The sequence below is a fragment of the Mycobacterium innocens genome (genome assembly GCF_900566055.1).
Lineage (GTDB): Bacteria > Actinomycetota > Actinomycetes > Mycobacteriales > Mycobacteriaceae > Mycobacterium > Mycobacterium innocens.
This window is the reverse complement of record NZ_UPHQ01000213.1, coordinates 1-17,789: the sequence shown is the minus strand read 5'-3', so window position 1 is coordinate 17,789 and position 17,789 is coordinate 1. Positions and strand designations below refer to the sequence as shown.

Below are 17,789 nucleotides of genomic sequence, written 5' to 3'. Positions count from 1 at the left end.
ACCCAACCCCCACCTGCGGTACCGCCGTACCCCGGGCCCACCGGCGAACGCGCCCACTGGTGGTGGTATGACCCCTTCCAACCCCAACCACCACCATCAAACAACTGAGTTGGCGGCCGGCCCGCTCACCCAAACACCTTGGCGCATCAAGAAACTCGCTCACCCGAGCCCGCCAACAACACCCATGGTCACAGCCCGCACCACCGCCGACCCGACACCCGAGGCCCTCATCAAGATCCCCGCCGACGCGCGCACTGACTTGAGTTCGAGCCAAGTCGGGTGGCGCTGGTCGGCTCACGCCAACCAGCAGATAGCGATACATCGAATCATGCGGAATGGCAACGACGTTGCCCCATCGAGATGGTGTGAGGCATCGAAACCCATCGAGCTGGCCAGCCCATGTCTTGGTTGCAGTCCGGCGATGTGCCGGACCGCCATCAGCTAGGCAGCCCGTCCCTTTCGGCATCCGCTCGATAGCGGTCCACCCACTCGTCGGAACGCTGATCGGCCTGCCGCTCCAGCACCGGCGCGGGCGCCAGCCGCGGGTCGAGCCCCAACGCCTCGAGGACGGTGCCGACCAGTTCGGTCAGATTGCGCCACAACACCGGATAGGCGATCTCCAACGGTGTGATGTTCTCCTCGACGAACCAGTTGCGCCAGCCCGCTTCCTGGGCGCGCAGCATGGTGACGACGTGAGCGATCGCCCCGGCGTGATAGACGGCACGAGCGTCGCGGACCGGATCGGGGCGCCCCCGCCAGACCCGCGTCTGCACCGCACGCCAAAACGACACCGCCTGCGACACGACGTCGGGACGGTAGACATAGACAAGGAACGGGTTCTCACCGACGACGTCGCGGATGGCCGCCTTGAGGCCCTCGCCCGAGCGTTCGGGAAGCTCGCTCGCGCGATTCACCAGCAGCGGGGTCTGATTCCACATCAGCTTGCCGCCCCAGACACCGTTGGGCGTTCTGCCGACCGTGCGGATGTAGTCGCGCCAGATCTCGGCCGGCGCGAGGTCCGGCCTACCGTCGTCCAGCGGATCGAGCAGGCGCAGGATCGACTCGTCGTCAACTGCGGCAAACCACTCCCGCGGTTGCGGCGGCTGGCTCGTCGTCGGCAGATATTGGAAGAACTCCTGGGGTTCGCCGGCTACGCCGGTGGCGCGCAACGATTCGACCAGCAGCGTGCTGCCGCTACGCTGCGATGCCAACACCAGGTATGACGACGGGCGGTCTGCCACGAAAAAAGAGTATCCGGAAGAAAACTGACTCCGCGCGTGATTCGGCTTCTGTCAACCAGACCGTTCGGTCACCCGCAACCCCAGCGAAAAGAGCAGCCGCACATCGGGATCAGCCAACGACGTCGACAGCAGCTTCTCGATCCGCCGCACTCGATAGCGAACCGTGTTGGGATGCACCTGCAGTGACTGCGCGGCGGCGCCGATATCGCCGAAGCTGTCCAAGTAGACCCGTAACGTTTCGGCCAGCGCCGGATCGCGGGTGCGCAGGTCCGATATCCGCGGGTCGACCAGCCGCGCGTGGGTGCCGACCAGCGTGACGATTTCGTCGAGCAGGACTGCGGTGCGTGCTTCGGCCACCGAGGTCACCTGCCCTATCGAGATGGGGTGGCGCACAGCACTGTCGAGCACGCCGTCCACCTCGGTGCGTGCCGCGGCGATCCCCCGCAGACCCGCGACCGGCGCGGCGATCGCGGCCCGCAGGTGTACGCCCAGCTCGGTGCGCAGCGAGCTGACCGTGCCATGCACCCATGAGGTGACCGCGCGGGCCGTCGCGGTGTGCGGCAGCACCACATAGATCCGCGATCCGTTGCTCCCCACCTGGGCGTCACGACGAAAAGCGCTGGCGCTCAACGCCAAGACGTCGGTGAGCCGGGCTGGTTGGTTTTCGGCGGCAATGGTGTCGAAGCCGATCAGCGCGGCGTTCCCGTCGCCGGGCAGCCCGAGTTCGCGCGCGATGGCGGCCACCTCGAGCGGTTCACCATCGGCCAGCCCGAGCAGTTGCTGTACCCGCCGTGCGTGCGTGGAGGGCCGGGCCGCCAGCCGCGACATGATCCGAGCGGCCAGCACCGCCGCGCCCTGCAAAATCTCTTCGGCATCGTCGGCCAGCGGCTGCGAGCCCTGCTGAACCCAGAGCGCGCCGGCGAACACCGGGGGCCGCCGCGGGGTGATTGCTGGTTGGTGAATCCCGATCGCCAGCCGCGGACGCAGGGCCAGTTCCGGGCGCTCGGCCACCCGGACCACCTCGCTGCTGGCGCGAAGGGCATCGAAAATGCCCCATTGAGCCAGCCATTCCAGATGCTCGGGGGGGCCGGCGCGGCCCAGGATGGACAGCCGACGCAGCTCGTCGGCGTCTTCGTTGGACGCCGAGTAGGCCAGCACATGAGACTGCGCGTCTTCGATGCTGACCATGCCGTGGATTCGGTCGGCCAGGGACTGAGCCAGGCCGAACAGATCGGTGCCCGAGTCGTCCATGGGATCGCCGCGGTCCCCGTGATGCTCCAAGACGTGATTGACCAGCTGGTAGAGGCGTTCCCAGCGAGCACGCGGCTCCACGGCAACCACCGCCGACCCTGCTCGCACCGCTTTGGCCACCACCGCGTCGGACGGGTCCTTGACGAAGATCGCCACCGGCGCGCGAGCTTGGCCGTCGATCCAGCGCAGCGCCTCGTCGTCGGTGACGCCGAGCAGAAAGAAGGCGTCGGCCGAGCCCGCCGCTTCGGCCAGGCCCAGCCGTACATCGTCGGAATCGACCAGCGCCGCCGAGGCCACCGTGAGATCCAGCCCCCGCGGGGCTTCGACCAGGCCGACCAGGGTCGCATCCAGGGCAAGGAGTAATTGGCCCAATCCGACACCGGCCGCCCGCATATTGTCAGATCCTACTAGTAGTGATGGCAATTCCTGTCGTATCGGCCAATCGATTCCGGTCTCCGGACGGGGAACCTGGCAGGCATGGACGCTATTACCCAAGTGCCGGTCCCGGTCAACGAGCCGGTCCATGACTATGCGCCGAAATCGCCGGAACGCGCCCGGCTGCGCGCCGAGCTGGCCTTGCTGTCCGATCATCCGATGGACCTGCCGCACGTCATCGGCGGCCGGCACCGGATGGGCGACGGCGAGCCGATCGACGTCGTCGCGCCGCACCGGCATGCCGCGCGGCTGGGCACCCTGACCAACGCCGACCATGCCGATGCGGCGGCGGCGATCGCGGCCGCCATGGCCGCCAAAACCGCTTGGGCCGCTCTGCCTTTCGACGAGCGTGCCGCGGTGTTCCTGCGCGCCGCCGATCTGCTCGCGGGACCGTGGCGGGAAAAGATCGCCGCCGCCACCATGCTCGGCCAGTCGAAGTCGGTGTATCAGGCCGAGATCGACGCGCCCTGCGAGCTGGTGGATTTCTGGCGATTCAACGTCGCGTTCGCCCGCCAGATCCTGGCCCAGCAGCCGATCAGCGGCCCAGGGGAGTGGAACCGCACCGATTACCGTCCGCTGGACGGCTTCGTCTATGCGATCACGCCGTTCAACTTCACCTCCATCGCGGGCAATCTGCCCACGGCGCCGGCACTGATGGGCAACACCGTGGTGTGGAAACCGTCGATCACTCAGACCTTATCGGCCTATCTGCTCATGCAACTGCTCGAAGCCGCGGGTTTGCCGCCGGGTGTGATCAACCTGGTCACCGGCGACGGCTTCGCGGTTTCCGAGGTGGCGCTGGCCGATCCGCGATTGGCCGGCATCCACTTCACCGGATCGACGGCCACCTTCTGCCACCTGTGGCAGCAGGTCGGCGCCAATATCGGCCGCTACCTGAGCTATCCGCGGCTGGTCGGGGAGACCGGCGGTAAAGACTTCGTGGTGGCACACGCGTCGGCGCGCCCGGATGTGTTGTCCACCGCCTTGATTCGCGGAGCATTCGACTATCAGGGCCAGAAGTGCTCGGCGGCGTCGCGGGCGTTCATCGCCCACTCGGTGTGGCAGCGGATGGGTGATGCCTTCCTGGGCGCCGTCGCCGAGCTGAAATACGGTGACATCACCGACCTGTCGAACTATGGTGGGGCACTGATCGACCGGCGCGCTTTCATCAAGAACGTCGACGCGATCGAGCGGGCTAAAGGCGCGGCCGGTGTCACGATTGCCGTTGGCGGTGAATACGACGACAGCGTCGGCTATTTCGTGCGTCCCACGGTTTTGCTGTCCGACGACCCGACCGACGAGGCGTTCGCGACCGAATACTTCGGGCCGGTGCTGGCGGTGCACGTCTATCCCGACGGGCGCTACGAACGCATTCTCGACGTCGTCGATACCGGATCGCGCTACGCGCTGACCGGCGCAGTCATCGCCGACGACCGCCGCGCGGTGCTGACGGCACAAGACCGGCTGCGGTTCGCCGCGGGCAACTTCTATGTCAACGACAAGCCGACCGGTGCGGTCGTCGGGCGCCAGCCGTTCGGTGGCTCGCGCGGATCGGGCACCAACGACAAGGCGGGTTCGCCGCAGAACCTGTTGCGTTGGACCTCGGCGCGCACCATCAAGGAGACGTTCGTCCCGGCAACCGACCACCACTACCCGCATATGGCTGCCGACTGATGGCCCGATTGTTCGCCCGCACCCTGCGCCCGGCCCTGCTGGCGGCCGGACGGTCCGATAGGTTGCGGCTCATGACCGGGCGCTCGTCGGTGGCCCGACGGGTGGTGCGCCGGTTCGTGCCCGGTGAAACGCTGGATAGCGTCCTGGAAGTGGTTGCTGCGCTGCGTGCTTCGGGACGTTATGTCAGCATCGACTACCTCGGTGAGAATGTCACCGACACCGATGGCGCCGCGGCCACCGTGCGGGCCTATCTCGACCTGCTCGACGCGCTGGGCCGGCGGACGGACACGGCATTCGACGGTGTGCGGCCGCTGGAGGTGTCGGTCAAGCTGTCGGCGCTGGGGCAGGCGCTGGATCGCGACGGCCCGAAGATCGCCTTGGACAATGCCCGCACTATCTGCGAGCGGGCCGAGCAGGTCGGGGTATGGGTCACCGTGGACGCCGAAGACCACACCACCACCGATTCGACCTTGTCGATCTCCGGTGACCTGCGGGTCGACTTCGGTTGGTTGGGCACGGTTGTGCAGGCCTACCTGCGGCGCACGCTTGCCGATTGCCGGGAGCTGGCCTCGGTGGGCGCCCGGGTCCGGTTGTGCAAGGGCGCCTACGACGAGCCCGCAGCGGTGGCCTACCGGGACGGCGCCGAGATCACCGACTCCTATCTTCGTTGCCTGCGCGTTCTGCTGTCCGGTTCCGGGTATCCAATGGTGGCGTCGCACGATCCGGCGATCATCGGCGCGGCCGGCGGCATGGCTGCTGAAGTACGTTGTACCGCAGGTGATTTCGAATACCAGATGCTGTACGGCATCCGCGACGACGAACAGCGGCGACTGGCCGCCGCCGGTAATCAGCTGCGGGTGTATGTGCCGTTCGGCGGCCAGTGGTACGGCTATTTCATGCGACGCCTGGCCGAACGCCCGGCGAACCTGGCGTTTTTCCTGCGTGCCTTGGCGCATTGAGTGCGTCGAGTGTGCGTTGCTGGCGTCGAGTGTGCGTTGCTGGCGTCGAGTGTGCCCACTGGGCGGGTTTTCTGCGGCTCGGCCGCCCTGGCCGCACACTCGAAGCCCTGGCCGCACACTCGAAGCCCTGGCCGCACACTCGAAGCCCTGGCCGCACACTCGACGCCGCAGCCGCACACTCGACGCCGCAGCCACCCACCCGTCGCCGCCAGCCGCACACTCAGCGCGGCTTCGACGCCGCCCGGGCAGACCGCGGCCAATCACCGCGGAAGCCCCGTACCAGATGCGCACGCACGAAATCGGCGACGGCTTCAGGGGCATCGGGGTCGTCCAGATTGCGGATCGGCGATGGCGTGGTGAACAACGAGAACAGGATGCGGGCGAACCACTCCCCGGCGGCCTCGACATCGAGGTCCTTGCGTACCTCGCCGGTGAGCTTGGCCGCGGCGAGGTAGGGCGCGAAGAAGTCGATGCTTTCGCGCAGCAGCTCGGCGGCATCCTTGGTCAGCAACAGGTTGATCGCGTCTTCGTCGACATACGTTGCCGACGCGATCGCCCGCCGCGCCCGGGTAACGAATACCGCAGCGCAGCAAAACTTTTCCTCTAACGTGCTCACCCGGCTCATGGACTGGGCCATTTCGCGGTAGAACTGGTGGGAAGCATGTTCGGCACAGGCCTCGACAATGGCTGCCTTGTCCGGGAAGTACTCGTAGACGGTGCTGCGGGATACCCCCGCCAACCTGGCGATGTCGACAATTGTCGCCTTCTGCAGTCCGTGCTCGCGGAAACAGGCGTATGCCGCCCCGATGATGAGCTCGCGCGTATCGCCCGCCTGGATCGCCGCAGGAGCCGTCCGCACCCAGATCACCTGCCCGGCGCGAGAATCAGGCCGCTGGTCGGCACCCCGGTTCCCGACGTGACCAGGACATGTTCGACGCCGTCGACCTGATTGCAGGAGGTGCCGCGCACCTGACGAACCGCCTCGGTGATGCCGTTCATGCCGTGGATGTAGGCCTCGCCCAGCAGACCACCGTTGGTGTTGATCGGCAGCACCCCGCCCAGCGACAGGTTCTCCACGGTGGCGAAGTCCTTGGCCTCACCGCGCCCGCAGAAACCGAGCTCCTCGAGCTGAACGAACACAAAAGGCGTGAAATGGTCGTAAAGGAAAGCGGTTTGGATGTCGGCGGGCTTGAGACCCGAATCCCGCCACAGCCGCCGGGCCACCACCCCCATCTCCGGCAGGCCGGTGATGTCCTCGCGGTAGTAGCTGGTCATCATCTCGCCCTCGGCGGCGGCGCCCTGGGCGGCCGCGGTGATCACCGCCGGCGGCTGCCGGAGATCCCGGGCTCGGGCAGCGCTGGTCACCACCAGCGCTGCACCGCCGTCGCTTTCCTGGCAGCAATCCAGCAGTCGCAGCACGGGTTCGACGATCCAGCGCGAATTCTGGTGGTCTGCCAAGGTGATCGGACGCTGATAGAACCACGCATCGGGGTTGCGGGCCGCATGGGCACGGTCGACGACGGCGATCGCGCCGAAGTGTTCGTTGCTGACGCCGTAGGCCGACATGTAGCGCTGGGCGTGCAGCGCGACCCACGCTGCCGGAGTGAGCAACCCGAACGGCGCGTAATGTGCCATGAACAGCGGAGTTTCGCTGCTGGTGCGCCCGCTGCCGCCGAAACGCAGGCCGGAACGCTCGTTGAACGCGCGGTAGCACACCACCACGTCGGCCACGCCCGTAGCTATCGCCATTGCCGCGTGTACCACCGTCCCTGCTGCCGCGCCGCCGCCGTGCGGCACCCGGCTGAAGAAGTTGAGGTCGCCGATTCCGACGTTGCGCGCGACGGCGATCTCGTCGCTGGCGTCCATGGTGAAGGTGACCATGCCGTCGACGTCGCCGGGCGCCACACCGGCGTCGTCGAGTGCGGCGCTGACCGCCTCGCACGCCAATTGCAGCTCGCTGCGCCCGGACTCCTTGGAGAACTCGGTCTGGCCGATTCCGGCAATGGCCGCGGCACCGGCCAGCGAGCCGGTCATGCACCTGCCTTGTCGAGCAAGCTGAGGATGGCGGTGCCGGACACGTGCTTGCCCAGGCTGTTGGCGGCCTGGAACGTCACTTCGATGAAGTTCTCGCCACCTGAGCCGGCCGACTTGCCCGTCACACTGCCGGTGAAGCGCAGTGGGTCGTCCGGAAAGCACGGTACGCCAAGGCGAATCGAGAGCTTCTTGACCATCGCCTCGGGCCCGGCCCAGTCGGTGAGGAAACGGACGCACAACCCGTTGGTGGTCAGGATATTCATGAACAGGTTGGGCGAACCCTGCTTGTTGGCGTAGTCACGGTCGTGATGCACCGGCATGAAGTCCCGCGATGCGATCGCGCCGGCGACGACAACCGTTGCAGTGACAGGGATTTCGAGCGGAGTCAGCGCGTCGCCGACGGCCACGTCGGCCCATCTCAGAGTAGTGATCGCGGTCATCGAGATTCTCCCGTGACTGGCGGGCCGGGCCGGAATTGGTGCAGCACCAGGTCCTTCTCGAAGGTCTGGTAGTACACCTCGACCGGCATCCCGACCACGACGTCAGCCGGATCGATCTCACCCAGATTGGACACCAGCCGCACCCCTTCGGCCAGTTCCACCAGCACGACGATGTAGGGGTAATCGAAGAATGGGAACCGCGGCTGGTGCGGCATCACGTAGCTGTAGACGGTGCCGCGGCCCGACGACTCGACAGCAGTCCAGTCCAGGGAGCGGCACCCGGGACACATGGGGCGTGGCGGGTGACGCAGTGCTGTGCATCCGTTGCAGCGCTGGATCAGTAGTTTGTGCTCACGCAGGCCGCGCCAAAAGAACTCGGTGTCCGGGCTGATTGCCGGTGCCGGCCGGGCCGCCGCCATCAGCGCTTCGGCCTGAATCGCAGGACCCGGAATCGTTGGCGGCCCAACACCTCTGAATGCTGGTCGACATAGGTCGTCACCCAGGTGAGGAAGAAGCCGGTGCCCAGCGCGGTCTTCTTTTCGTCGGAGACGTCCTCGTACACCGTCATCGCACTGATCACGTCGCCCAGTCGCGGATAACGTTCGATCTCGAACTCAGAGTTCACCGCCACCGTGCTGGTGTAGCCGGCCTCGTCGAGGAATGCCGTTGGATTGGAAGTGATTTCGGTCGGAGCTCCGCCCCGCTCCCGGATCCCTTCGAGCTTCGGCGCCGGCATTGTCCACGTCTGCAGCATGACCGGCGGTGACACGATGCCGCCGAACCTCGACGTGGCCGCGAACTCCGGATCCAGATACACCGGGTTCATGTCGTCGAGCGCATGCGCCCAGTGCCGAATCATCGGTTGATTGACCGGATCCGGCGCCACCAACGGTTTTCCGGTACCACCGGTGTGCTGCCCGACGAGAGCTCGCAACTTGGCGCGGAACTCGGCTGACGCCACGGCGCCCTCCCGTTGCAGTTCGATCAGAGAACCAGCGAATCCGACACATCGACACAAGATGTTCGCCAATTGTGTTTACCCGGGTACCGCGTTGCTTGTCAATATGCCTGAAATTGCCGGTAATTCGGGCCAGCACTCGTTGACTCCGAACTGCGACCGGTGTACACCAGGTGTTGATATGACCGATATGCGGTTTAGGGATGCAGATGGCTGAATCACCTCTTGTCGACACCTACCAGCTCTATATCGGCGGACGCTGGGTGGAACCGCACAACGGCCGCTACGACGACATCTCGCCATCGACCGGCGCGACGATCGCCACCGCGCCGGACGCCGGCGTCGGCCAGGTCGCCGAGGCGATCGAGGCCGCCCGTCGCGCGTTCGACGAAGGTTCCTGGCCGGCGATGAGCCACCAGGAACGCGCCGCCTGCCTCACTCAGCTCGGCGAGGCGCTGAAACAGCACGCCGACGAGTTCTTCGCGCTCTCCCAGTCCGAATGGGGCTGCACGACCAACGAGCGATCAATGCAGGTCGACAGCGCGTCCTTCATCGCGCAGCGCGCCGGCCAACTCGCCACCACGCTGCGCGAGGAGCCGATCGGATCGGTAGGCGCCGGTGCCACCGTGCTGTGTCACGAGCCGATGGGTGTGGTCTCGATCCTGACGCCGTGGAACTTCCCGCACAGCCTCAACGTCATGAAACTCAGCCGGGCCCTGGCGGCCGGCAACACCGTCGTGCTCAAGCCGTCGCCGCTGACCCCGCTGGCCGGGTTGGCGCTGGCCAAGATGATCGACGAGCACACCGACATCCCGCCCGGGGTGGTCAATGTCGTCACGCCCGGCAGTATCGAGGCCAGCAAGCTGCTGGCCGTCGACCCGCGAATCGACATGGTCAGCTTCACCGGCAGTTCGGCGGTCGGGCGGGAGGTGATGGCCGCCGCGGCCGGCACCATGAAGCGGATCCTGCTGGAGTGCGGCGGCAAGTCGGCGAGCATCGTGCTCGACGACGCCGCGGTGACCGACGAGTTGCTGCAGCGGATGCTGTTCGAGTCCTGCCTGTTGCACGCCGGCCAGGCGTGCATCCTGCAGAGCCGGCTGCTGCTGCCCGACGCGATGCACGACGACGTCGTCGACCAGCTGGTGGCGCTGGCGCGTCAGGTGAATATCGGCGATCCAGCCGATCCGGAGGTCCAGATGGGCCCGTTGATCAGTGAGCAACAACGGCAGCGGGTCGAGGGTTTGGTCGCCAGGGCGCTCGGCGACGGCGCCACCCTGGCCACCGGCGGCCGGCGCCCGCCGGCGCTGGAAACGGGTTTCTATTACGAGCCGACGATTTTGACCGGGGCCGCGCCGGACGCCGCCATTGCCCAAGAGGAAGTCTTCGGTCCGGTGGTGACCGTCATGCGTTACCGCGACGACGACGAGGCGGTCGCAATCGCCAACAACTCGCAGTACGGCCTGTCCGGCGCGGTGTGGGGCACCGACGCCGAACGCGCCGTCGGCGTCGCGCGCCGCATCCGCACCGGCCAGATCGCGGTCAACGGCTTCGGTCCGGGCGACGCGCCGTTCGGCGGTTTCAAGCAGAGCGGCCTGGGTCGCGAGGGCGGCGGAATCGCCGGCCTGCACCAGTACATGGAGCCCAAGGCGATCGGGATGCCCGCCTGAGGGGGCGCTGCGATAGCCGCCCATCCCGGACCAATTCCGGACCCATTGCGGATTGTCACGAGCAAAGTTCGCATGCGAAGCTCTCGGGATGGTCGTCGCAATTGCCCGTCCCAAGATCGAAGGAAACATCGCGGTCGGGGAGGATCGCCAGATCGGTTTCGCCGAGTTCGGCGCCCCGCAGGGACGTGCGGTTTTCTGGCTGCACGGCACCCCCGGTGCCCGCCGGCAGATCCCGACCGAGGCCCGGGTCTATGCCGAACACCACAACGTCCGGCTGATCGGCGTCGACCGGCCCGGCATCGGCTCGTCGACACCGCACCAGTACGAGACCATCTCCGCGTTCGCCGACGACATGCGGACCATCGCCGACACCCTCGGAATCGAGAAGATGGCCGTCGTCGGCCTGTCCGGCGGGGGTCCCTACACGCTGGCCTGCGCCGCCGGGCTGCCCGACAAGGTGGTGGCCGCCGGGGTGCTCGGCGGCGTGGCACCGACGCACGGTCCCGACGCGATCAGCGGCGGCGTGATGAACCTCGGTGTGCGGGTGGCGCCGTTGCTCAAGCTGGGCGGTAGCCCGCTGCGGCTGTCGGCCAGCCTGCTGATCCGGGCGGCCCGGCCGGTCGCGTCCCCGGCGCTGGACGTGTACGCGCTGCTGTCACCCCAGGCCGACCGGCATCTGCTGGCCCGTCCCGAGTTCAAGGCGATGTTTCTCGACGACCTGCTCAACGGCAGCCGCAAACAGCTGGCCGCGCCGTTCGCCGATGTCATCGTGTTCGCCCGGGACTGGGGATTCCGGCTCGAGGAGGTGACGGTCCCGGTCCGCTGGTGGCACGGCGACCACGATCACATCATCCCGTTCTCCCACGGAGAGCACGTCGTTTCGCGCCTGCCCAACGCCGAGCTGTTCCACCTTCCGGGAGAAAGCCACCTCGCCGGGCTCGGCCGCGGCGAGGAGATCTTGGCGACCATGATGAAGGTCTGGGACGAGGAGGGCTGACCCATGTCCACGACCAAACCCGTCAGCGCCCCGCCATTGGCGCTCTACCTCACCGACATCCCGCGTGCGGTGGCGGAGTACGGGCAGTTGGTCAGTGTGCTGCCGCTGCGCCGGATGCTGCCGGTCGGCGACGGGCACCCGGTTCTGGTGCTGCCCGGCCTGCTGGCCGGGGACGGTTCCACCTGGACGCTGCGGCGGCTGCTGCGCCGCCTCGGGTATCGGGCCCACGGCTGGGGCCTCGGCCGCAATATCGGCCCCACGCCCGAAGCGGTGCGCGGCATGGAACTGCGCCTCGAGGAGCTGCAGGCCCGCTACGACGTTCCGCTCACCCTGATCGGCTGGAGTCTGGGCGGCATCTTCGCGCGTGCGCTGGCCCGCCGTCACCCGTCGGCGGTGCGTCAGGTGATCACCCTCGGCAGCCCGTTTCGCATGCAGGACGCAGGCCAAACGCGCGCGACCCCCAGCTTCAAGCGCTACGCCCACCTGCACTCCGAACAGCACGCGCTGCCGTTGAAGTCCGAAGCCGAACCCATGCCGGTCCCCACGACGGCGATCTACTCGCGCTTCGACGGCATGGTCGCCTGGCAGACCTGCACCAATCCGCCCGGGCCGCGCAGCGAGAACATCGCGGTACTGGCCAGCCACATCGGTTACGGACACCATCCGGCGACCGTGTGGGCCATCGCCGACCGGCTGGCGCAACCGCAGGGCAGCTGGACCCCGTTCCGTGCGCCGGCGGTGCTGCGGCCGCTGTTTCCCGGATCGTCGAAGACCGCCGCTGCGGCCGCCGACGGGTCTGGGTAGCCTGCTCAGGTGCTGCTGGCCTCACTGAACCCCGCTGACCTGTCCGCCACCGACCTCGCCGACGCGGTCAGCATCGACGGCGTCACGCTCAGCCGCAGTGACCTGTTTGGCGCCGCAACCTCGGTGGCCGAGCGGGTCGCCGGCGCGCACCGGGTCGCGGTGCTGGCCACGCCGACCGCCGCCACGGTGCTGGCCGTCACCGGTTGTCTGCTCGCCGGTGTGCAAGTCGTCCCGGTACCGGCCGATGTCGGCGTGGCCGAACGTCGGCATATGCTGGCCGACTCCGGCGCGCAGGCGTGGCTGGGACCGGTACCCGACGAAACCGAAGGGCTACCGCACATTCCGGTCCGGTTACGCGCCCGGTCCTGGCACCGTTATCCCGAGCCGTCACCCGATGCCGTCGCGATGGTGATCTACACCTCCGGCACCACCGGCCTGCCCAAGGGCGTGCAGTTGAGCCGGCGCGCGATCGCCGCCGACCTCGACGCGCTGGCCGACGCCTGGCAGTGGACCGCCGATGACGTTCTGGTGCACGGGTTGCCGATGTATCACGTCCACGGCCTGGTCCTCGGTCTGCTCGGCTCGCTGCGCGTCGGAAATCGCTTCGTGCACACCGGAAAACCGACGCCGGCGGGCTACGCCGCGGCGGGCGGCACGCTGTATTTCGGGGTGCCGACGGTGTGGTCGCGGGTGGCGGCCGACCAGGCTGCGGCCGAGGCGCTCAAACCGGCGCGGTTGCTGGTGTCCGGCAGCGCGGCACTGCCGGTGCCGGTTTTTGACAAGCTAGTCGCGGTCAGCGGGCACCGGCCCATCGAACGCTACGGCGCCTCGGAATCATTGATCACCGTGTCGACCCGGGCCGACGGCGAACGTCGCCCGGGTTGGGTGGGCCTGCCGCTGGCCGGCGTGCAGACCCGGCTGGTCGACGACAACTGTGACCCGGTCCCGCATGACGGCGAAACCGTTGGCAGGCTTCAGGTTCAGGGCCCGACGATGTTCGAGGGCTACCTGAATCGACCGGATGCCACTGCTGAAGCCTTCGACGCCGACGGTTGGTATCGCACCGGTGACGTCGCGGTCGTCGATGCCGGCGGCATGCACCGCATCGTGGGGCGAGAGTCGGTCGACTTGATCAAGTCGGGCGGATTCCGCATCGGCGCAGGCGAAATCGAGACGGTGCTGCTGGGGCATCCGGATGTGGCGGAGGTCGCGGTCGTCGGATTGCCCGACGCGGACCTGGGCCAGCGCATCGTTGCCTACGTCGTCGGCTCAGCCAACCCGGATGACTTGATTCAGTTTGTCGCTGCGCAGCTTTCGGTCCACAAGCGCCCACGTGAGGTGCGGATCGTGGAGTCGCTGCCGCGCAATGCACTGGGCAAGGTGCTCAAGAAGCAATTGCTGTCGGAAGGCTGAATCGGCTGGAATTGGCCTCGAATTGGCCTCGAATTGGCTAAGCCGGCACGCCGTCGCCGTGACGAGCGGGTGCGGGCAGATTGCCGATGTTGGTGCCGCGCCACCTCAGGGCTTCGAGGGCGACGGCGACCTCGACGGAGGTGCGGCCGAGGGGCCGCGGCAGCAGTCGTTGAGCGGACTCGATTCGGCGCAGCAAGGTGTTGCGGTGTGTGTAGAGGCGTTTGGCTGCGCGGGAGGCGTTGCACTGCTCGTTGATGAACGTCAGCAGCGTCGTCTGCAGCTCCGGGCTTGCCGATTCCAGGTCCCCCAGCGTGCTGGAGATGAATTCGCTTGCCGCTTGCGGGTTTTGGGTGACCAGAGCGACCATCTGCACGTCGGAGAATAATGCCACCCGCTGGCCGGACTGCAGTCGCATCAGGGTGCGCTGCGTGGTCAGCGCCTCGAGGTGGCTGCGCTGGAACCCGCCGGTCCCGGTTGCGGTGGTTCCAATGGCGATGCGTGCCTTGGCAGCGTTGTCCAGCGCCCGCTCGACTGCGGCGATGTCGAGGCCGGCGGCGTCGGCCAGCCACACCCAGCGGGTGGCCGCACTGGCGACCACGGTGAGCTGTTGCGCATAGCCCACAGCGTGGCTGAACGCGTCGGCGGCACGATCGAGATCGCCGTGGTCGCCGTCGATCTCGTCGCTCCAGATGATGGCTGCGGTGTGCGCCCGGTTCAATGGATAGCCCAGCCGAGCCTCGGCGCGCTCCCGGCTGATCGGGGAGCCCTCGAGAAGGAGCCCGACCACCTCGAGGCGCTCGGCATGGCTGCCACGGTTGAGTTCGTGGTGTTCGAGCTGGATTTGGGCGGCGATGCCGGCAAGTGTGGCCTCGATGAAGTCGTTGACCGACCGGGCGGAGACGTCGAGAAGCTCGCGTAGTTCCGCCGGATCGGCGGTGAGGTCGAACGCAATGTGCAGCCACAGCCGCCAGGCGATGTATTCCCCGGTTCGATAGACGTCGTGCGCCAAGGTGTCCAGGCCCCGGCGCACCAGGTCCCGGGCCATGCGAAGCGGCTCCGCGCCGAGGTTGGGCGGCACCGGCGCGCCGGGGTCGCGCATATTGGCCGCCGCCCAGTGCACCAGGTTGGCGCGGTTGGCCTTCTGGACAACCTTGGCCAGGACAGGATCATCGGCGATGGCCGGGTTGGCCGCGACCGTGGCACGATCCAGCTCCGCGATCCATTCCGGGCCGGGGTTGAGGGCGATCCGGGCTCCTTCTCGGATGAGCTCACGTATTCGCGGCGAGGGTCGTTGCCGTACCATACGCTGATTCTAGGATCGGCAGTTGGTGCTACAGGTGATCGATTTCCGCTGTCTGGCGGGACTTAACCGTTTGTCGCCCTTGCCCTCTCGCATTCACGGCAGTAGTGCCTTGTCCGTTTGCCGCCGATGTGGTAACCGACACGGCCGCAGTTGCGGATTCGCGAAGCCGCTGGTTGCGCGGGCGCGAAAGCACTTGACCGCGTGCATTGGGAAGGCCGTTGCGGTGGCCGGCCGACGGGACCCGACAGTTATGCTCGTCGGGAGGCAAACGGTGATCGGGCAACCAAAACCGGTTGGGGCGGTGCCGATCCGCTCAATTCAGGGTGAATATATCTCGGCTACGGCTCGATTGGCGTGGCTCCGCCGCGAGAACCGAGCTCACAGAGCATCCCGGTTTGGAACGGGTTGCGGCGCAGTACAATAGCTGACCCGCGATGAGCCGGCGGCTCGGTCCGGGACAAAGTGTCGCGCTGTACCCACGGTGCACTTTGCACCTGCGGCCGGGTCCCATTGGGAAGATTTCACCGCCGGCCCGACCCGTTGGTGCGTTTTGCACCTCCGGCCGGCCGGTTCGGGTGAGATTAACCTGTTGCCGTCGTTGGGTGTTCGCCATCATCAGCGCCAGTTCATCACCGCCGACCCGATCCGTGGCGGAGAGCGTGGGCCACCGGTGACCCGACGATCAACCTGCATTGCCGGGCGAGTGCCCGGCCCTCTCGAGGAGGTAACCGCATGTCCTTCCTGACGGCACAACCAGACGCCTTGGCGGCCGCAGCCGCCAACCTCGGGTCGGTCGGTGCGGCACTGAGCGCCGGCAACGCCGCTGCCGCGGCTCCGACGACGGGTGTGTTGCCCCCCGCCGCCGACGAGGTCTCGGCACTGGTCGCGGTGCAGTTCGCGGCGCACGCCGCCACCTATCAGGCGGTGAGCGCGAGGGCCGCCGCGATTCATGACCAGTTGGTGGCCACTCTTGCCGCGAGCGCCGGTTCGTATGCCGCCACGGAAGCCGCCAACGCCGCGGCCACCCAGTAACTGACGGTGTTGCGGAGAATGGGACTGAAGATGGATTTCGGAGCTTTGCCGCCGGAGATCAACTCCGCCAGGATGTACACCGGTCCGGGTTCGGGCTCGCTCCTGGCCGCCGCGCAGGTTTGGGATGGCGTGGCTATCGATTTGTACAACGCCGCGTCCGCAGTTCAGTCGGTGATCTGGGGGTTGTTGGTCGGGCCGTGGCGGGGTTCGTCGGCAGGCTTGATGGCCGCGGCCGCATCGCCGTACGTGACGTGGCTGGGTATCACCGCAGCGCAGGCCGAACTGACCGCTGACCAGGTCCGGACGGCGGCAACGGCCTACGAGGCGGCCTTTGCCACGACGGTGCCGCCGGCGGTGATCGCCGAAAACCGTATCCGGCTGTTGACGCTGATCGCGACCAACCTTTTTGGGCAGAACACTCCGGCGATCGCGGTCACCGAGGCCGAGTACGGCGAGATGTGGGCTCAGGACGCCGCCGCGATGTATGGCTATGCGGGTTCGGCGGCGGTGGCGGCGGAGACGCTGACGCCGTTCGACGAGGCCCCGGAGATCACCAATGTCGGCGGGCTGGTGCAGCAGGCCGCGGCGGTCGAGGAGGCCACCGATACCGCCGCGGCGAATCAGCTGATCTCCGCGGTGCCGCAGGCGCTGCAACAACTCGCCGAGCCCACGCAAAGCACCACACCCTTCACAGCAGCGGTGGAGCTCTGGAAGGCGATTTCGCCGCATCTGTCGCCGATCAGCAACATCGTGTCGATGCTCAACAATCACGTGTCGATGCTCAACTCGGGCATGTCGATGACCAACACGGCGAGTTCGCTGTTGAAGGGCATGGCTCCGGCGGCCGCCAGGGCTGTTGAATCCGCGGTCGAATCGGGGGCCAGGGCCATGGGGTCGCTGGGAAGCGGGTTGGGGACCTCCGGGATCGGTGGTTCAGGGGTCGCGGCGGGTTTGGGCCGGGCGCTATCGACCGGCTCGTTGTCGGTGCCGCAAGGGTGGGCGGCGGCGAATCAGGCGGTCGTCCCGGCGGCCCGGGCATTGCCGTTGGCCGGTGTGGCCAGCGCTGCCGAAACCGGACCCGCGCCCATGCTCGGTGGGTTGCCGCTGGGCCAACTGGCCAACGCCGGCGGCGGCAATGGCGTCAGCGGCGTGCTGCGGGTCACGCCGCGGCCCTATGTCATGCCGCGGACGCCGGCCGCAGGGTAGCGGCTGAGTCGCGATGCGCGCGGTGGCTGGCCGTTTCGAGACGCATGCTCAGACGATTGACGACGAGGCCCGTCGATGTGGGCGTCCTCTCCGGTGTGGGCTGGAACGGTCAGTCGTGGGCGCGGTAATCACATCTTTCACACGAATCTCAGGCCGAGGTGGTACCCGGTTTGCCCGCCTTTGAGCGACAAGCCGAGGTGCGCAACGGATTTGTCGCTGACAGCCGGGCATAAAGGACATTCCGAACATCTAGACCGAAGTTACTGCTGGTAAATAAGGGAAATGGGGTGCTGAGCTGGGTTTTGTGGCGACTCGGCAGGAAAAGTGTAGCCACTAATAGTAGCGTGTTGCTGCTGATGTGGAACGAATTCACGT

18 protein-coding genes are annotated in these 17,789 nt (G+C 67.2%); 9 read left to right on the top strand and 9 right to left on the bottom strand.

Annotated features, from left to right (window positions below):
• Positions 1–108: hypothetical protein (locus EET03_RS31800; RefSeq protein WP_244232452.1), on the top strand; the 108-nt coding region annotated here is incomplete at its 5' end.
• Between the two features lie 329 nt (positions 109–437).
• Here the strand turns inward: EET03_RS31800 and stf0 are convergent.
• A complete protein-coding gene (gene stf0, locus EET03_RS20285) occupies positions 438–1,241 on the bottom strand; it encodes a trehalose 2-sulfotransferase (protein WP_075540715.1) in 804 nt (267 codons plus the stop codon).
• A gap of 51 nt (positions 1,242–1,292) precedes the next feature.
• On the bottom strand, positions 1,293–2,885 hold the full coding sequence (locus tag EET03_RS20280) for a PucR family transcriptional regulator (protein ID WP_075540716.1): 1,593 nt from the start codon (positions 2,883–2,885) through the stop codon (positions 1,293–1,295).
• Positions 2,886–2,969: 84 nt separating this feature from the next.
• On the opposite strand from EET03_RS20280, the gene pruA reads away from it, so the two are divergent.
• Both pruA and EET03_RS20270 read left to right on the top strand, forming a co-directional pair.
• Entirely contained in the window at positions 2,970–4,601 is a 1,632-nt protein-coding gene (gene pruA / locus EET03_RS20275; protein WP_075540717.1) for an L-glutamate gamma-semialdehyde dehydrogenase, read from the top strand.
• Positions 4,601–5,560 (top strand): proline dehydrogenase family protein, encoded by a 960-nt coding sequence (locus EET03_RS20270; protein WP_075540718.1) that lies wholly within the window; start codon positions 4,601–4,603, stop codon positions 5,558–5,560. The genes pruA and EET03_RS20270 overlap by 1 nt, the downstream gene beginning before the upstream one ends.
• A 220-nt stretch (positions 5,561–5,780) precedes the next feature.
• Here EET03_RS20270 and EET03_RS20265 read toward each other — a convergent pair whose 3' ends face one another.
• Genes EET03_RS20265 through EET03_RS20245 form a run of 5 tightly spaced genes read right to left on the bottom strand, consistent with a single transcriptional unit; the run spans position 5,781 to position 8,995 of the window.
• Positions 5,781–6,419 carry a TetR/AcrR family transcriptional regulator gene (locus tag EET03_RS20265; RefSeq protein WP_075540727.1) on the bottom strand — a complete coding sequence of 213 codons (639 nt, stop codon included), beginning with the start codon at positions 6,417–6,419 and terminating at the stop codon, positions 5,781–5,783.
• A gap of 5 nt (positions 6,420–6,424) precedes the next feature.
• Positions 6,425–7,594 carry a lipid-transfer protein gene (locus EET03_RS20260; protein WP_099193695.1) on the bottom strand — a complete coding sequence of 390 codons (1,170 nt, stop codon included), beginning with the start codon at positions 7,592–7,594 and terminating at the stop codon, positions 6,425–6,427.
• Positions 7,591–8,034, bottom strand: coding sequence for a MaoC family dehydratase (locus tag EET03_RS20255; RefSeq protein ID WP_075540720.1), 444 nt, complete (start codon positions 8,032–8,034; stop codon positions 7,591–7,593). Before EET03_RS20255 ends, EET03_RS20260 begins: the two co-directional genes overlap by 4 nt.
• Entirely contained in the window at positions 8,031–8,453 is a 423-nt protein-coding gene (locus EET03_RS20250; RefSeq protein WP_075540721.1) for a Zn-ribbon domain-containing OB-fold protein, read from the bottom strand. The genes EET03_RS20255 and EET03_RS20250 overlap by 4 nt, the downstream gene beginning before the upstream one ends.
• Positions 8,453–8,995: an FAS1-like dehydratase domain-containing protein gene (locus EET03_RS20245; RefSeq protein WP_075540726.1), complete on the bottom strand. Its 543-nt coding sequence runs from the start codon at positions 8,993–8,995 to the stop codon at positions 8,453–8,455. Before EET03_RS20245 ends, EET03_RS20250 begins: the two co-directional genes overlap by 1 nt.
• A 206-nt stretch (positions 8,996–9,201) precedes the next feature.
• On the opposite strand from EET03_RS20245, the gene EET03_RS20240 reads away from it, so the two are divergent.
• The 4 genes from EET03_RS20240 (at position 9,202) to EET03_RS20225 (ending at position 13,873) form a co-directional block, all read left to right on the top strand.
• Positions 9,202–10,659, top strand: coding sequence for an aldehyde dehydrogenase family protein (locus EET03_RS20240; RefSeq protein WP_099194238.1), 1,458 nt, complete (start codon positions 9,202–9,204; stop codon positions 10,657–10,659).
• 88 nt (positions 10,660–10,747) lie between these two features.
• Complete coding sequence (locus EET03_RS20235; protein ID WP_075540722.1) at positions 10,748–11,656, top strand: alpha/beta fold hydrolase; 909 nt, start codon at positions 10,748–10,750, stop codon at positions 11,654–11,656.
• 3 nt (positions 11,657–11,659) lie between these two features.
• Positions 11,660–12,460, top strand: coding sequence for an esterase/lipase family protein (locus EET03_RS20230; protein ID WP_075540723.1), 801 nt, complete (start codon positions 11,660–11,662; stop codon positions 12,458–12,460).
• A 9-nt stretch (positions 12,461–12,469) separates the two neighbouring features.
• Positions 12,470–13,873 (top strand): acyl-CoA synthetase, encoded by a 1,404-nt coding sequence (locus tag EET03_RS20225; RefSeq protein ID WP_075540724.1) that lies wholly within the window; start codon positions 12,470–12,472, stop codon positions 13,871–13,873.
• A gap of 37 nt (positions 13,874–13,910) precedes the next feature.
• Here EET03_RS20225 and EET03_RS20220 read toward each other — a convergent pair whose 3' ends face one another.
• Entirely contained in the window at positions 13,911–15,176 is a 1,266-nt protein-coding gene (locus tag EET03_RS20220; RefSeq protein ID WP_075540725.1) for an Rv1453 family transcriptional regulator, read from the bottom strand.
• 732 nt (positions 15,177–15,908) lie between these two features.
• Here EET03_RS20220 and EET03_RS20215 point away from each other — a divergent pair.
• Both EET03_RS20215 and EET03_RS20210 read left to right on the top strand, forming a co-directional pair.
• Positions 15,909–16,208: a PE family protein gene (locus tag EET03_RS20215; protein ID WP_063470269.1), complete on the top strand. Its 300-nt coding sequence runs from the start codon at positions 15,909–15,911 to the stop codon at positions 16,206–16,208.
• A 30-nt stretch (positions 16,209–16,238) separates the two neighbouring features.
• Entirely contained in the window at positions 16,239–17,414 is a 1,176-nt protein-coding gene (locus tag EET03_RS20210; RefSeq protein ID WP_075540729.1) for a PPE family protein, read from the top strand.
• A gap of 148 nt (positions 17,415–17,562) precedes the next feature.
• Here EET03_RS20210 and EET03_RS30925 read toward each other — a convergent pair.
• Positions 17,563–17,789: hypothetical protein (locus EET03_RS30925; protein ID WP_208649102.1), on the bottom strand; the 227-nt coding region annotated here is incomplete at its 5' end.